The organism is Methylobacter sp., from assembly GCF_004322395.1.
Classification (GTDB): Bacteria; Pseudomonadota; Gammaproteobacteria; order Methylococcales; family Methylomonadaceae; genus Methylobacter_A.
On record NZ_SCTW01000009.1, the window covers coordinates 14,505 to 30,488 of the forward strand.

General features: G+C 45.7%; 17 protein-coding genes. 3 read left to right on the top strand and 14 right to left on the bottom strand.

Features of this window, described 5'->3' with window-relative positions:
* Position 1: 1 nt before the first annotated feature.
* Entirely contained in the window at positions 2-547 is a 546-nt protein-coding gene (locus EPO18_RS01415) for a DUF2058 domain-containing protein (RefSeq protein WP_292429497.1), read from the top strand.
* A gap of 345 nt (positions 548-892) precedes the next feature.
* On the opposite strand, the gene EPO18_RS01420 is transcribed toward EPO18_RS01415, so the two are convergent.
* The 8 genes from EPO18_RS01420 to EPO18_RS01455 all read right to left on the bottom strand — a co-directional run bounded on the left by EPO18_RS01420 (position 893) and on the right by EPO18_RS01455 (position 6,361).
* Positions 893-1,333 carry a DUF2383 domain-containing protein gene (locus EPO18_RS01420; protein ID WP_292429499.1) on the bottom strand — a complete coding sequence of 147 codons (441 nt, stop codon included), beginning with the start codon at positions 1,331-1,333 and terminating at the stop codon, positions 893-895.
* A 56-nt stretch (positions 1,334-1,389) separates the two neighbouring features.
* Positions 1,390-1,911 (bottom strand): hypothetical protein, encoded by a 522-nt coding sequence (locus tag EPO18_RS01425; protein ID WP_292429501.1) that lies wholly within the window; start codon positions 1,909-1,911, stop codon positions 1,390-1,392.
* Positions 1,912-1,927: 16 nt separating this feature from the next.
* Positions 1,928-2,341, bottom strand: coding sequence for a BON domain-containing protein (locus tag EPO18_RS01430; RefSeq protein ID WP_292429502.1), 414 nt, complete (start codon positions 2,339-2,341; stop codon positions 1,928-1,930).
* A gap of 192 nt (positions 2,342-2,533) precedes the next feature.
* The gene (locus EPO18_RS01435) at positions 2,534-2,794 is read right to left on the bottom strand and encodes a DUF883 C-terminal domain-containing protein (RefSeq protein ID WP_292429504.1); all 261 of its coding nucleotides are present in this window, start codon (positions 2,792-2,794) and stop codon (positions 2,534-2,536) included.
* 802 nt (positions 2,795-3,596) lie between these two features.
* Positions 3,597-3,812, bottom strand: coding sequence for a helix-turn-helix domain-containing protein (locus EPO18_RS01440; RefSeq protein WP_292429505.1), 216 nt, complete (start codon positions 3,810-3,812; stop codon positions 3,597-3,599).
* A 114-nt stretch (positions 3,813-3,926) separates the two neighbouring features.
* The gene (locus tag EPO18_RS01445) at positions 3,927-4,430 is read right to left on the bottom strand and encodes a siphovirus Gp157 family protein (protein ID WP_292429508.1); all 504 of its coding nucleotides are present in this window, start codon (positions 4,428-4,430) and stop codon (positions 3,927-3,929) included.
* A 30-nt stretch (positions 4,431-4,460) separates the two neighbouring features.
* Positions 4,461-5,786 (bottom strand): J domain-containing protein, encoded by a 1,326-nt coding sequence (locus EPO18_RS01450; RefSeq protein ID WP_292429510.1) that lies wholly within the window; start codon positions 5,784-5,786, stop codon positions 4,461-4,463.
* Positions 5,787-6,064: 278 nt separating this feature from the next.
* The gene (locus EPO18_RS01455; RefSeq protein WP_292429513.1) at positions 6,065-6,361 is read right to left on the bottom strand and encodes a hypothetical protein; all 297 of its coding nucleotides are present in this window, start codon (positions 6,359-6,361) and stop codon (positions 6,065-6,067) included.
* Between the two features lie 214 nt (positions 6,362-6,575).
* Here EPO18_RS01455 and EPO18_RS01460 point away from each other — a divergent pair, with 214 nt between their 5' ends.
* Positions 6,576-6,824, top strand: a complete 249-nt coding sequence (locus EPO18_RS01460; RefSeq protein ID WP_292429515.1) for a hypothetical protein — start codon at positions 6,576-6,578, stop codon at positions 6,822-6,824.
* A gap of 427 nt (positions 6,825-7,251) precedes the next feature.
* Here the strand turns inward: EPO18_RS01460 and EPO18_RS01465 are convergent, their stop codons facing one another.
* From EPO18_RS01465 to EPO18_RS01475, 3 genes are all read right to left on the bottom strand, one after another.
* Entirely contained in the window at positions 7,252-8,811 is a 1,560-nt protein-coding gene (locus EPO18_RS01465) for a GGDEF domain-containing protein (protein ID WP_292429518.1), read from the bottom strand.
* A gap of 130 nt (positions 8,812-8,941) precedes the next feature.
* Complete coding sequence (locus tag EPO18_RS01470) at positions 8,942-9,562, bottom strand: thiol:disulfide interchange protein DsbA/DsbL (protein WP_292429520.1); 621 nt, start codon at positions 9,560-9,562, stop codon at positions 8,942-8,944.
* Positions 9,563-9,695: 133 nt separating this feature from the next.
* Positions 9,696-10,358, bottom strand: a complete 663-nt coding sequence (locus EPO18_RS01475) for a c-type cytochrome (RefSeq protein WP_292429522.1) — start codon at positions 10,356-10,358, stop codon at positions 9,696-9,698.
* A gap of 119 nt (positions 10,359-10,477) precedes the next feature.
* Between EPO18_RS01475 and yihA the strand changes: the two genes are divergently transcribed.
* Positions 10,478-11,113 (top strand): ribosome biogenesis GTP-binding protein YihA/YsxC, encoded by a 636-nt coding sequence (gene yihA / locus EPO18_RS01480; RefSeq protein WP_292429525.1) that lies wholly within the window; start codon positions 10,478-10,480, stop codon positions 11,111-11,113.
* A 57-nt stretch (positions 11,114-11,170) separates the two neighbouring features.
* Here the strand turns inward: yihA and EPO18_RS01485 are convergent, their stop codons facing one another.
* The 3 genes from EPO18_RS01485 to polA form a co-directional block, all read right to left on the bottom strand.
* A complete protein-coding gene (locus EPO18_RS01485) occupies positions 11,171-12,052 on the bottom strand; it encodes an MBL fold metallo-hydrolase (protein ID WP_292429528.1) in 882 nt (293 codons plus the stop codon).
* Positions 12,053-12,135: 83 nt separating this feature from the next.
* The gene (locus tag EPO18_RS01490; RefSeq protein ID WP_292429531.1) at positions 12,136-12,984 is read right to left on the bottom strand and encodes an HDOD domain-containing protein; all 849 of its coding nucleotides are present in this window, start codon (positions 12,982-12,984) and stop codon (positions 12,136-12,138) included.
* 127 nt (positions 12,985-13,111) lie between these two features.
* Entirely contained in the window at positions 13,112-15,958 is a 2,847-nt protein-coding gene (gene polA, locus EPO18_RS01495) for a DNA polymerase I (RefSeq protein WP_292429535.1), read from the bottom strand.
* Between the last annotated feature and the right edge of the window lie 26 nt (positions 15,959-15,984).

The following is a 15,984-nucleotide window of genomic DNA, read 5'->3' on the forward strand; positions in this document are numbered from 1 at the left end:
AATGGCAAAATTATCATTGCAAGAGCAATTGTTAAAATCCGGTTTAGTCAGCGCCGCTCAAGCCAAAAGCGTGAAATCCGACAAGCGCAAACAGACCCAGCAGCAGCGCAAGAATAAAGTCGAAGTGGTAGATGAGGCTAAAGAGCTGGCTCAAAAAGCCCAGGCCGAAAAAATCGAAAAAGACAGGAAGCTTAATCAGTTGCGCCAGCAGCAGGACGAGCAAAAACAGTTGGCGGCTCAAATAAAGCAGATTATTGAGTTAAACCGGCTGCCCAGGGATGCCGAAGGACTGGCCTATAACTTTACCGATAACAACAAGGTTAAGCGGTTGTATGTTTCGGAGGCGATGCGCGATCAAATTGCCGAAGGACGGCTGGCTATTGTAAAGCAAGGGACAAACTATGAAGTGGTAGCCGCCGAGGCGGCAAGAAAAATACAGCAGCGTGATGCGGCTAGCGTGGTTGTTTTTAATGAACAAAATAAAACTGCCGATACAGTGGATGACGCTTATGCGGAATATCAGGTTCCTGATGATTTGGTCTGGTAAAAGTTAAAGTCTGGCCTGACAATAATATTAATCAGGCAATAGCGAACCGAAACCGGCTCTATCGGTTCTCCTAAATGAATTGGCAGTTTATTCTAAAAAAATCAGTTGGAACGTGTGAAAACCGTTCGTGCTGAGCTTGTCGAAGCATGAGCGGTTTTCACACAACCACTCATTTGGTGAGCATCCCATTCCGCTCACCCTTCGACAGGCAGGGCGAGCGGAATTAGGGATGTATAACTGATTTTTTTAGGTTTATAGAAAAACCGATAATGCGGCCAATAAAGACAACACGAGCTTTCGGGCTCGCGCTGTCTTTAATTAAACATTGAGTCAAGGCTTAGAAATCTAGGCCGCTGCGTCCAAAAGCCGATCCAGAATGCGAATATGTGATTGTTGGGCAGGCAGCAGCCTGGTTTCAATCAAAGACCGCACATCCGAAGGCAGTTCGGGGTCTTGCAACGCTTCCTCATAATCTTCGGCCCCTGTTCTTTCTCCTTCCTGCAAAGCTTTCAGCGTAGCTAGTTTACCCATTATATTGGCGCCTCCCTGGACTATTTTCGCCCAGCTGCCCCAAGCGCCCGAGTCCTCGGAAGGGGTAGCGCCCATCTGACGAATTTGATTCTGTAAAGTGGACACAGCCTCTTCATGATCCTCATAAATCGGCATTAAATTCTCCGATTCGGCCGTTTCGCCCTCTTTCCGGAATTTATCCAGAGCCTGTTGATAAGTTTCTGTTGCGGATAATTCGTCTTTCAGTAATTTATCGATAGTATCAACGTTTAGCATGATAGACTCCTGTGTGATTGTGTTTCTGGGTTTACGTGCTGTAGCATCGTGTAAATTTAAACATTTACCGATTCTTCTTCAGTCGTGGCAATATCTTCTGCATGTGCCCATTCGAAGATTTCTTTTACTCTATCTCGTGCTTCGCTGTTGTCCGTATGCACTGAAATCAAAGCACTCCCTCCGGTTATTTTCCCTTCATAGCGTTTGGCTTCATACTCAGGAATGCCCATCCCGATTAAAGCACCGGCCAAACCGCCAGTGGCGGCACCAACTGCCGCGCCGCTTAATGCGCCCATAATCGGACCTGCAGCAATAAACGGGCCCGCGCCCGGAATAGCCAAACTGCCGATCCCGGCCAGCCAGCCGAGCACAGCGCCGGCGCCAATACCAATGGTTCCACCGATAGCCGTCCCTTCGGGCGCTTTTGTGTGCTTTTCATGAGCGAAATCCTTGGTAGTAGACTTATCGGAAAATAATACTGAAACGTCATTGTTAGAAAAACCCGTTGATTTTAGTTCGTTAACAATAGCCTCTGCCTGTTCTGTATTTTTGGCGATACAAAAAACTGCTTTATTCATGACTTTCTCCCAGCCTTTACGGGGCTTTAATTTCAAGTTGATTATCTACCTGCTTTACACCAGGCGTTTGCTTAGCGATTCTTTGGATTTCCGTGCTTTCGTTTGCACTGTCAACAGGTCCGCGCAAAGTCACTACGCCGTTACGGGCAATAATTTTTACGTTATGCGCATTAACGGATAACGATTCTTGGTCGGTTATGGCTTTACGTATGTTAGCCGTGATGTTGATATCGCTTTCGCTTTCCTTTTGATCTTCCGGAGTTAATGTGGTTTTGCTCTTATCGCGAACATTGCGTTCGGTGCTTTCCGAGGCTGAACCCGTACCGGCCGCCAGATAACGAGGGCTATTTTGTTCGGCTTGAACGGTGCCAGTCATCATTAATAAGCCGGCTGCGATTAGTGCGAATATAGATAATAATCGTGTAATCATAGTGATCTCCTTAATAGAGAGTGTTTGTAATCAAAACCGTTGAACGTTATTAATATTCGGTTATTTAATACATGATCATTAAAAGCAAGATATACCCCAATCATCAGCTTACGGTTGACCGAGACTAAGAAGACTTGCCGGTCGATATAAGCCAGTAATGATTGAGCTTTAGCGATTAATGATCATGTTGATCTAGCGGCCATTCAACAGCCGGTTTAACAGAAAGCCGGCTCCGATAGCCAAGCCTAATGAAGCCAAGGGTCTTTCATGAATGTAATTACGGCATTGTTCCATGTATTCCTGCTCCGCATTTTTCAGCTGCTCGCCTTTTCGACTCAGTGCTGCTGCCGCCTGGACGGTTGCATTGGCGGTTTTATCTACTGCCGAATGAGCGCCTGATCGGAGCTGATCAACGGTTTGGTTGATGTCGTTGATTTTGTTTGTTGCTTCCATAAAAGTTACCTCTTGATAAATGCTAAACAAGGATGCCCCACGGCATTTATCGGCTTTAAAACAGCTGCCGAAGAACTAGCTAAAGCGCGTGGTGATAACCAATCCATAAAGACTCGTCCATTGCATCCTCCGTTAAAATTTTCGTCTGATGATTAGTTGTTTATTAACTTTGACTTACATTCAAGTACGCCGCTAAAAAGACCGAATAATGCAAGTTCATAGAAAGCTTACAGGACAAACTTATCTTGAGTCGGTACGATAACGTACATTGCGGGCTGTCTAAGTCTCGGTGAGGTTGCGGAAAACGCCTAAGGCATGGTTATCAGGATTGTCTGATGGACAGGGTTCGGCTTTCGCGTTTGATGAGGAGTAGTGAGTGGTAATGAGTTCCGGGCTTACCGGATCATGTGCCGTTCGTAGAATCAAACCGCTGTTTTGACAATGGACGGCATGAAGTATCTTAAAAGATGAGGTGCTTCAAACCGAAGATTACGAGTTCCAGATAGCGCAAAAGATAATCAAAAAAGATAAACAAGCTTTCCGTCGCTCGCTACTACTTTACTGGCGGTTAGAATCATTCGCTAGATTTAACGACGATGGTCGCGAGCAATAATCGCATCGAATATTTTTTCAATGGCTTTGGATTGAGTGTGCGGTGCAGGTTTAAACCGTTTTGGGTAGATCGGCATATACCGGTATCCGCTTTTTGTGCTTTTAAATAATGGTAATAGCGCTGTGATCAGCGGTATTACAGAGGATTGGCAAGAACTTTCATAATAAATGCCGCGTTATGAAAGGCCTTTTATTGAATGTTTTTGTCTGCTTCGGGTAGTAAATCAACCAAGGCGCAGTTCAAGGCTTTAGCCAGTTTTCTGAGTACTTCAATGGAAACGTTCTCAGCGCTGCCATTCTCAATTTTGCTAATCATCGATTGGGTCACGCCAGATCGGGATTCAAGCTCTTTTTGAATCAAGCTAAGATCAAGCCTTTTACATTTTACAATGTCGCCTATTTGCATTAGGTACTCGTTCATGAGTTAAATTTTAAGTATTATTTGAATATTATATGAGTGAAGTAATAAATTGAGCAAAAAAAAGAGCCGCTACTGCGGCTCTTTTTTTAAGTTGATATATTACTTAACGGATAAGCGCGTACCGCTGATCAGTTCCGTGCCGGGCACGACAGAACCCGATTTAATAGCGTCTTTGATCGCAGCTTTATCAATTTTCCAGCTAATTATTGCCTCTTTGAATTGTGCAGGAATCGCGTCTTCATCCAAAACATTAACAATAGCCGGGTTCTTTTGGATTGAGAGCTTAAAATGAGGGCATTCAATGTTACTGATGCCGCAGACCTCCATGTTTCCTTTGATGTAATTTTTCAGCCACTGTACCCGATTTTCCAGCGCTTTGCGGCGTTTAGCCATGTTTGCCTCGGCAGTCTTGATCGCATCGGCGGTGGCTTCCATATTGCGAAAAAACTTGGCAACGTTGATAGCTTTGTCTTCCAGCTCTCCGCCCAAAGCTTCCAAGGTGTCATTGACGGACTCAATGGGTAAATCCGATTCCGGGTCGGTCAGAAAGTCCAGGGCTTCCAGATAATTTGCGCTTAGCTCGTATAAAGATAATCTGTTCATGATAATTTTCTCAACTTGGTCGAGCGGTGATTATAATCGCCGCTCTTGATGTGGCTCGCTATTTAAGGTTGTGCTGTCACCAGTATCTCCGGATTTCTCCATGTCACACTCACCTTTATTAGAGCTTTTGTGATCGGTTAGGCGAAAGTACCAAGCTGCTTTTTTGTTATCCCACCGATAACCTGCGGCTTTTATCGCTTCTTTATGCTCCTTGGTATTGCCTGAGAGCCATGCCCCAGCACCACGGATAATAATAGTGACGCCATCCAAACTGATAACCGCATTTATCGCATCGTTTAACATATCGCCAAAATCGCTGTTTACTTCTTCCTGGACGGGATGATCTACACCGTTGTAGGCAATTTCTTTCAAAAACAGGTGAGCGGCATTGATTGCTTTCATCATTTCCGGACCTGCTTGATTTTTGTTTGGACGATACTTAATGCAAGCCTTACGGTAAGCGGTTTTGATAGCTTCCTGGTCGGCAAAAGCACTCAAGCCCAAAATCGATAAGGCCTCTTTAACAGTCATTGATCCGCTCTCTGCAAATTGATCAAGCTTGTTGTAAAGGATTTGATAAAAGTCCTGGTTGAGCTCTAAAAAGCTGGTGAATCGGTTATGCGATGCTTTAGCCATCCATTCTTTAACCCTGGTTCGATCAAGTCCAAGTTCTTTAATTTTGGCTTCAAGCTGCTGATGTTGAGTTTTACTAATACCTTCAAAGCCGGTGTTTAGCTCGGATTCGGCTTTATGGATGCTTTCGGCTTCGCGGCGCTGAACCATATCCTCAATATCCTGAGTAAACACTTCGGAAAGGCCGGCCATTCTTAACGTCGCGTCGACATGAGCGGACTTTTCGGCCATTTTCAGGCTTTTGTTAATGTCGCCGTTGTCCTGGGCAATAATGCGAGCACCGATACCGTCGGCAACGACCCGGCCGGAAGCGTCGACAATTTCGCAACGGATGATAATTTGGCTTAGGTTTGTGCCAGTCAGCGCGGCTTTTTCATATTCCGGTAGCGACGGATAACGCACGGTAACGCCTAACATGCCGCATATTTTTTCAGCGCCTGGCTTGAACAGGCTTGATTTACTGAAATGTCTGGGATTCTGGCAACTTGCGCCGGCTTGGCATTTTGAACGATTCACAAGATGAACCCTCCCGAAGTCGGTACCATCAACCAATGCGTCGCGAATCCAGGCCATTAATGCAGCCCGGTTTTGCTTGCGACGATCCAAGCCTTCTTGAAAAGTAGCCGCCGGAAGATCCAGCGGGTTGGCGGAAATTACCGCTAATTGTGTATCTTGATCTTTAACCGGCGTTGTCCGGTCAACTAATTGTTCTGTCGAATACATAACAAATACCTAATGTGCAAATGAAATAAAAGGCGGGCAATCGGCTATAAGCCCGCCAGTCTGTTGAGCATTCCGGGTAACTGATAAATGTGAAAAATCCGGCCGCTAAACGCCAAAACTTGTTTGTTTAAGCTCTCGCAAACGTCATGCTGGCGGCTTAGCAAAGCAAGCTGCTTAACTTGATTTGTTTGTTGAGATGACATAATTTAAATATTTTTAATGTGCGAACTTGAGAAAATGTGAGTCAGGGTAGCCGCCCTGACTCACACGAAAATGCTTTAGAACGGCGCTAAAGCGGACGCTTCGGTTTTAGAGTTGTTTTTCCCCATTTTGATCGAACAAATCATATTCTTAACCGCCTCCACGAGAGTTTTTCCTGTCACGTAAAACGGTTCAATATTGGCTCCGGTAGGTGCGGATACAAAAACCGAATAGTTTTCCCCAGGCCCGTATTGATCGTGCCGGCTATCATCAGCTTGTACGCAAACAGCGCGTCCGGTAATGCCGGCCGATAAAAGAGCGGTTTTAACGACACTAACCGCGCGGCGTTGTTTATCAACGATTTGAACTAACATAAAGCCTCCAAGGACTTAAGCCGGTCCAATATATGAATATATTCATATATTGGACCGGCTTTTGCCTTGTAAATCGAGCGGATTTACAAGTCAACGTACCATAAACTCGTCCCTGCTTTCTTTTGTTTACCCTCAACTAGAGGAAAACAGACCTTATACTCAATATGAATATATTCATATTATAGCAATCAATGGGTTCGGATTAAACGGATTTTTGATTAAAAAACCTGCTAATTTATCGTCTGTGTTTTTAGGATTAATGCAAATGCTGGAGCGGTATTATGTGCGATTCTTTAATTACTGCTACCGCCGCACCGGCACGCTCTGGGAAGGCCGTTACAAGGCAACGCTGCTCGATAGCGATGACCTGCGCTATATTGAATTAAATCCGGTACGCGCAGGAATAGTTGCCGGCCCAGGCGATTATCCGTGGTCAAGCTATTGCTTTAATGCTCTAGGATAAGCCGATAGTTTGGTTACGTCTCATTTTGAGTTGCAACGTTTGAGCCCTGATGATAACGAACGCCAAACGGCCATAGAGAGCTATTCAATCAGGCGCTTTCCGAAGCGCAGCTAAGTGAAATTAGAAATGCTACCAACAAGGCTTGGGCATTAGGAGACAGCTGTTTTAAGGAGAAGGTTCAATTGCAACTGGCTCGGCGAGTAGAACCGGCTGCCAGAGGCGGTGACAGAAAGTCAGCTCAATTTAAAACTAGATAACCGCATTGAATCGGCTTGCTTATCTTCTTTGACAGGATGTTCAACTCTCTTCAATCATCGCAATGGATGGTGTGAAGAACATTAGGATACAGTTGTAGAACTGGGTAAAGGGAGCCGCATTACATTGATTATGGGCCACTTCATCTGTGGCTAATCCAGAAGTTACGTTATTACAAGAGGCAGCACCGGTTGCGGCCTTGCTCTTTAGCTTCATAAAGAGCTTTGTCCGCGCGTTCAAACGCTGTTTCATCTGTATCATTTAGGATAAACTCGGTAACCCCGCAAGAAATGGTAATGCTCACGGAGGAGCCGCTGGCATTAAACCCTGTCTTCTCAATAATTTGACGTAGCTGGTTGGCTAGTATCAAAGCCGATTGACCGTCGGTGTTTGGCAGTAACATAGTAAATTCTTCGCCGCCAAATCGGGAAATAAAATCGGTTGAGCGGGAATGTTCGGTTAATTGCTTGGCAATTAACAGTAGCACTTTATCCCCGGCTTTATGACCATAGCTGTCATTAATGTTTTTGAAATGATCAATATCCCAGACGACCAGGCTTAATGGAGAATGGTAACGCTTCCAGCGAGCCAATTCGTTTTCCAGGCGCTCGTTATAGGCATTGCGATTGGGTAGGCCTGTTAAATTGTCTCGTAATGCTTGGTTATTGGCAATTTTCAGCTTTGATTTGAGGTCGCAAGATTCCGACTCCATGTCTTTTATTTTATTGATCAAATCATCCAATTGCTGTTGTGTTTTTTGGCGTTGAATGGCTTCTTTTTGGGTGTGTTCCTGAATTTCTTTGGCAATACTGGCTAATCGGCTGTTGATGATGCCTTTTAAAGGCTCCAATTTGGTGGCGTTGGTCGAGCTTAACTGTAATTGTTGCATTTGCTCGGAGACGGATCGATCGAGCCTGTTTCTATTCTCGGCCGACTTTTGCGCGGCCGTGCTGGCGCCCATTACACTCACATCCAGCGCCGCCAGTTGTTCGGTAATATGAGAGAGAAATTTATCAATATCCTGTTGTTCTGATTGGTTGTGTTGTTTAATTCTGAGCAGCAGCGTAAAGGACCTGTCCAGAATAGTTTCAAAAGCCGATGTGGTTTGATTGCTGGTGGCAAGCAACTGTTTTGCAATTTTCGCCTGCTGATCGAAAATACTGGGAATTTCGATGCCTTCCAGCAAAAGCAATAACTGTTTGCTGACAATTTTTATATCTATGAGGTTAGAGACGGTGTTTGGCGTAGATACGCCGTTGTCAGACTCGATTGCTTCAAGTATGGCGATAAATAATTGATTTGAGGTTTCGAACTTTGCTGTCTGAGCTTTTTTCTTCAGCAGGTTTAGTGCATTTTGTTGTTTTTCATCTGAGTATTGCAAAAGTAGGAAATCAAATAGCAGATCGGTTTCCTTTGGGCTATCTTGAAGTGGCGCGTGCTGGATTTGAGCTACGGAAGTGGTGAATTTTTCAAGCTCTTCTTTAAGTGCATGGCTATTTATACCGTTTTTCAATTGGTCTCGCATACTCAGCAGATGCGGATCCAGAAGAGGGTCTAGCCCGGTGGTTGCGATAGTCAGGCGTACTACTGTTTTACAAAGCAGGTCTTCTTTTTCCTTGTAAGACGCTTCATATTTTTTGTAAGACAGCTCCGATTGTTCTTGTTCATCAAGCAAATTGAAATATTTTTCTTTCCATTTATCCTGGTCAGCTGCGTTACTAAAAAAACTCATGATAGACCTTGTTAATGACTTAAGAAGTAAATACTCTCTGTATCAGTGATTTGCGTCGCCGGATTAATTTATTTTTGTTCAAAGTGTAAGCACTTATGACAAAGGTAATCTGTTGATGCTGATGGCACAATTATTTTGCCTTGCTTTCCTGTTGAATCAGCTGATTGATAACTTCTATCATTTTTTCATGAGAACCGGCTAGAGGGCCATTCGTTTTATACTTGCCGTTAATAATGACGGCCGGAACGCCGGTTACGCCGTAACGGCCGGCCATAGCAGCGGCTTGGCGCATTTTGGAGTCGACTAAAAATGAATTGTAAGCGTTATGGAATTCGGTTTCGTTAACGCCGTGCGCAACAAAAAATTTAGCGAGTTGATCTTCGGTCTCAAGATTCTGTTTTTTGTTTTGTATGGCATCGAAAAAATCAGCATGAGTTTTATCCACTACACCCAGCGCTTCCGCCGTAAAATAAGCTTTGGCATGCTTTCCCCAAAGGTCGCTGAATACAGCGGGCTGACGGATAAATTCAACGTTTTTAGGCAGATTCTTTAACCAATTTTCCAATATCGGTTCAAAGCTATAGCAATGTGGACAGCCATACCAGAAGAACTCAATAACTTCAATTTTATCGGGATTGTGCGTAGGCTGCGCCGGTGACAGGGTTTCATAGCCAACGGATTCGGCTCTTAATAAGGCCGAGCAGGAAAACAATAAAATTAATAGACTGGTTTGAGCGATTTTTTTAAGCATAGCTGAGATTCTCTATAAGGTTTTGGAGGACGGTTTCGCGTTAGCAAACCGCCAAACTTTGTGGCGAATAAAGGCGGATTGCTCGGCAACTGCTCCTGCGTTCATGCAGTCGTAGCGCGAAACCGCTCGACAATTATTTCATCATCGATACACGATAAGAAACGGCTTTTATTTCCTCATCCGTCATTTTTTTTGCAATCATGTGCATGATGTTTTCCGGGTTATTACTGCGTGAACCGGATTTAAAGTCAGTGAGTGTTTTTATTAAATAATCGGCATGTTGCGATTTCAATGCCGGAAATGAAGCCGGTTTGTTACCTTCGCCAAAAGGACCGTGACAAGCGATGCAAGCGGATACTTCGCTGGCTAGGTTGCCGTTGCGGTACAGATTGCTGCCTTGGGCAATCAGCTCCTGAATGTCTTTGTTGCCGGCCGGTTTTTCGTCTTCATCGTCAGGTTCTATGGTGGGCAAGGCGTTTTCCGAAATCTTTTGTGCCGCGTAATAGCTGGAAATGTCCGCTATATCTTCATCGCTTAGCGTCAGCGCCATAGGCGTCATCATCGGATCGCTGCGACGGCCGTCTTTAAATGCAAGCAGTTGCTGTGCCAGATAGGAAGAATGTTGTTGTGCAAGTTTGGGAAATGTTGCTACCATGCTGTTACCGTCATCCCCATGACAACTGGTGCAGGATGCTGCTTTTTGTTTTCCTGCGTTAATGTTGCCTTCTGCATGTAAAATACTCGTAGCACTGGCCAGCGCCAGAGAAATTGAAAGTACCTGCAATTTTTTCTTCATCAAATTCCCCTTCGGAATGGTTAATCGTTTATTGTAGTGGCTACCGGCCGGTCGCCTCTACTCAGGCTGCTGTGCATAACCAAATTTTACTCTAAATAGTAACTCTAAGCGAGACAACGATGAATCCAATTTATCATCAAGCAAAATTTATTAATAGTTCGCCACATCTTAAGGATACGCCCTCGGATCAGGGCATGGAAGTCGCGTTTGCCGGGCGTTCAAATGCCGGTAAATCCAGCGCTATTAACACTTTAACACGGCAGAATGCATTGGCCAGAATCAGTAAAACGCCGGGCAGAACCCAGATGCTCAATTTTTTTGAAATTAATGAGCGGCAACGGTTTGTTGATTTGCCGGGTTACGGTTATGCCAAAGTGCCTTTAGCGGTGAAGAAAAAATGGCATGAGTTAATGGAAACTTATTTAACCGGCCGCAAGTCATTATGCGCGATTATTCTGGTGATGGATGTACGCCATCCGTTAACCGAATTTGACTGGCAGATGATAGAGTGGTGCGAACATACCGGTCTGCCGCTGCATATATTATTAACTAAGGCGGATAAATTGAATTATGGAGCAGCTAAAAATACGTTGTTACAGGTGCAAAAGGAGTTAAAGGATGCCAGTTTCCCTGTGACAATACAGCTGTTTTCATCGTTGAAAAAAAACGGTATTGACGAGGTGCATTCAGCGCTTGATCGGTTGTTTAGCCTACCTTTCGGCTCCGATCAGGAAACGGGGCTTTCCACCTCTTAATATAGCTTGTCTTGGGCGTAGTCCTAAAAAGACCTGCCCTGAGCGAAGCCGAAGGGATTACAATAATATGTCAACGCCTTCCTGAGCGAGCAACAATTCGCAACAGGCGTCCGGGTTATTTTGCAATATGCTTTGATAAATGGCATCAAGATTTGCATCGCTACGGGTAGGTTCATGGTGAGTAAAAAATAATTTTTTTGCCTTTGCGGCGGTAGCCAGCCTTATACTCGAATCATAAGTGCCATGCCCCCAGCCTTGTTTGGAGACGTACTCTTCGTTGGTATAGGATGAATCGGCAATCAACGCATCGACATCTTTCATGGCCAGCACGACTTCGCCCCATTTAGCATCGACGAAAGACTGGAATTCAGCATATTCATCATCTTCCGGATCATAAATATTGAGCTGCGGTTCGTAATCGCCGGTAAAAAAAATCGACTGTCCGTCACAATCGATTCGATAACCGAAATTTAACACCGGATGACTAAGCACAATGGGAGTGATAGTGGCGCTGCCTACCTTGACCGGTTCGCCCGGTTTTACTGTAGCGTATTCAATCCGGGCATTTAGCTGTGCTTCCCGTATCGGGAAGAAGCTGTATTGCAACTGCACGGACAGCGCCCGGTTGATAGTTTCATTGGTTACCGGATCGATTCCGCCGTAGATTTTAATTTGGTTGTTCGGGATAAAAATGGGGATAAAGAAAGGCAGGCCCTGTATATGATCCCAATGGGTATGGGTAATGAAGATATGCGCCTGAACAGGCATTTCTTTCAGCAGGTTTTGTGCAAGCGCGTGGATGCCGGTGCCGGAGTCAAGAATAATCAAATCATTGTCGTTAGTCCGGATTTCTATGCAAGTGGTATTGCCGCCGTATTTAACGGTGTTGGGTCCCGGTGTGGGTATGGATCCTCTAACGCCCCAGAATTTAATTTTCATTGTTGCCCTTCGACTGCATGGATGTAGGGGGTAAGGCACCAGAAATAGGCGCTTTTAGGCGAGGTAGGAGCACAAACCGGACACTACAAGTTAATAAAAGATTGAGCTTCTGTTTTGACCGGTTCCAGGTTCCCTAAACTATCGCACATGGCGGAGAAAGTTAAGCCAAAGCGATTGACAATGGGCTCGGGGAAAGCTTCTATCAAAGGATTGCCGCCGTCACCGAACTGCATCTGTTTGCTGATTTGATTAGCAGCAAAGACGCAGTCTCTTAAGACATTTGGACTATGGTCGAGCTCGTGATGATTAGCGATAGCATCAATTAAAAGGTCCGACAGCTCCCATTTTTCTGCCAGCATTTTTCCTGCCTGTGCATGATTGAGACCGATAAATTCGAGTTCGGTTTGATGCAAGGGCAACTGTTGTTCTTTGCTCTTTTCCAGTGCGAGCTTAAATTCATCGGGCATAAATTCAGCAAACACCACTTTTCCAAAGTCATGCAGTAATCCGGCAACAAAACAATCGCCGCATTCTGTTGAAGACAGACGTATGCGTTCAGCAAGCATTTTGCTGATTGCAGCAGTGGTCAAAGAATGCAATAGGAAATTGGAGGTATTGAAATTGGCCTTGTTATTGGCATTCAGCATGCCCATAGCGGCAACGCCTAAGGCAATATTTTTTATAGTGTTAAGGCCAATATAAACGACAGCCTTCTGCACCGAGGTGATTTTTTGAGGCAGCCCGTAAAAAGACGAATTAATGGCTTTAAGAATTTTAACGGTCATGACCGGGTCGCATTCAATAACACGGACAATATCTTTTGGCGAGGCATTGATGTCTGATGTTAATTGCACTACCTGTTGGACGCTTTTAGGAAAGGCGGGCATTTTCTCAACGAGGACGATGAGCTTTTCATTTTTTGGATTTGGCATTTAAAAATTTATTAAGCAATAATCGACAAGAGTATAGCGGGTAACAATAATTATCAGTTATATAGATTAAAATGATGCAGTCACTATAATACAATATCGTCAAAAGCTGAAAAATAATAGCTAACAGCTAGTGGGCTTCGTCCCAGTTATTACCGACGCCTATATCAACAACCAGCGGCACATCAAGATCGGCGGCTGCGCACATCAGTGTTCTGATCTTCGCCGCGCAGTCGTCTACTTGATCTTGTGCAATTTCAAATACCAGCTCGTCATGTACCTGCATGATCATTTTGACATCCGGGTTTTGTTTGTACAACCATTGATCGGCGGCAATCATCGCGCGTTTAATGATGTCAGCCGCTGTTCCCTGCATGGGGGCATTGATAGCCGTGCGTTCGGCATATTGGCGCCGCGCCGCATTGCGCGAATTTATTTCCGGTAAATATAGCCGCCTGCCAAACAAGGTTTCAACATAGCCTTGTTCGCGGGCTTGCTCCCTGATGCTGTCCATATAGTTTTTGACGCCGGGATAACGGGCAAAATATAAGTCGATATAAGACTGGGCCTGATTGCGCGACAAACCCAGTTGCTGTGCCAGGCCGAAGGATGACATACCGTAAATCAGCCCGAAATTGATGGCTTTTGCAGAACGGCGCAAGTCGTTGGTGACTTGCTCGGGAGTAACGCCAAACACTTCAGCTGCTGTGGCCCGATGTACGTCCTGTTTTTCGCTAAAGGCTTTTACTAAGCCTTCATCGGCCGATAAATGCGCCATGATGCGAAGCTCAATTTGCGAATAGTCGGCGGCGACTATTTTTTTGCCTTCCGGCGCGATGAATGCCTGCCGGATTTTCCGGCCTTCTTCGCTGCGTATCGGAATATTTTGCAAATTGGGGTCGGAAGAAGATAGTCGGCCCGTTGCGGCTATCGCCTGATGATAAGAGGTATGAATCCGCCCCGTTTGGTCGTCAACCTGATGCGGCAGTTTGTCGATATAGGTCGATTTCAGCTTGCTTAAACTTCGGTGCTCCAGAATCAGTTTGGGCAACGGATAATTGAGGGCCAATTCCTGTAGCACCGATTCCTCGGTTGAGGGTTGGCCTTTAGGCGTCTTCTTTAACACCGGGAGTTTTTGCTGGTCGTAAAGGATGTCCTGGATCTGTTTGGGCGAGCCCAAATTGAATGTCTGCCCGGCCATGTCGTGAGCGTGTTGCTCAAGAGAGATAAGCTGGCTGGAAAGCTCAAGGCTTTGTTGCGCGAGCATCGCCGTGTCGATTAACACGCCATTGTTTTCAATCCGGGCCAGTACGCTAATCAGCGGGATTTCAATTTCGGTATATAACTTAAGCAATTCGGGTTGTTGTGCCAATTTCGCGCCCAACACTTCATGCAGTTGCAGAGTAATGTCGGCATCCTCTGCCGCGTAAGGCGCGGCCTGTTCTATCGACACTTCCTGAAATCCTATTTGTTTCGCGCCTTTGCCCGCTACATCCTCATAACTTATGGTTTCGGCGCCCAAGTATTCTTTAGCCAGGTCATCCATATTATGCTTGGTCGCTGTGCTGTTTAGCACATAGGATTCGAGCATGGTGTCGTGCGCGATGCCGCGTAATTCGATGCCGTGATTAGCCAGCACATGCATATCGTATTTCAGGTTTTGCCCGAGCTTGGGCTTGTGCGGATTTTCCAAAAGAGGCCGCAGTTTTTCGAGTATTTCGGATCGGTCCAGTTGATCCGGCACACCCGGATAGTCATGGGCTAAAGGTACGTAAGCGGCAAAGCCCGGGGTAACCGCAAAGGATACGCCGACTATTTGCGCCTTGCTGTAATCCAGGCTGGTCGTTTCGGTGTCGAAGGCAAACAAGTCGGCTTTTTCGAGTTGTTCAAGCCATTCATCAAAATGCTGCTTGGTTAATATTGTTTGATACGATCGCATGGCCGCGATTGCTCCCGGCAGTCTTGCGGCATTTCCTCCATCCATGGAGATCGGATCAGGAGGGATAGTAATTGTCGAGCCGGAATCAATTTTAGCGGACAAGCCTTTGGCTTTTGCGGAGGCACTTTCAATAGAATCTGCTCCAGGCGTAGCCGAAATATCCAGGGCTTTTAACCAGGATAAAAAGCCCAACTCAGTCAATAAGTTTTTCAGTTCCGCCTTGTCCATCGGCTGCTGTTTCAAGTCTTCGATGCTGTAGGGTAAATCCAGGTCGCATTTGATAGTAGTCAGTTGCTTGGATAGAGGCAGTTGATCCAAGCTCGCGCGCAGGTTTTCGCCGATTTTGCCGGTAATTTCATCAGCATGGGCAATCAGGTTTTCCAAGGACTGATATTGCTCCAGCCATTTTGCGGCCGTTTTGGGGCCGACTTTGGGTACGCCGGGAATATTGTCGACAGGGTCGCCGATCAACGCCAGGTAATCGATAATCTGTTCCGGCCTGACCCCGAATTTGTCGATAACGCCCTGAATATCCATGCGGGTATTGGACATGGTGTTTTCCAGGATAATGTGCTCGGTGACCAGCTGCGCCATATCCTTGTCGCCGGTGGAAATGATCACGTCGAAACCTTGCTGCTCGGCATGTTGAGCCAGCGCCCCCAGCACATCGTCGGCTTCTACGCCGGATTCGATAATCAGCGGCAACCCCATGGCCCGAATCAGGTTATGCAGCGGGGCGATTTGAACCCGCAAATCATCGGGCATCGGCGGGCGATGGGATTTGTATTGATCGTAAAGATCATTGCGAAATGTTTTGCCCGAAGCATCGAAGACCACCGTAATGTAATCGCTGTGATAATCGGCGATCAGTTTACGCAGCATATTGCTTACGCCGTAAACCGCGTTGGTAGGTTCGCCGTTCGCGTTGGTTAGCGGTGGAATCGCATGATAAGCCCGGAATAGAAAAGATGAACCGTCAACCAGGATCAGGCGTTCTCTTTGGTTTTGCTCAGGGCGGGATTGTGTTTGCTGGGACATAAGATTTAGGTACAAGGTTAAAGGTG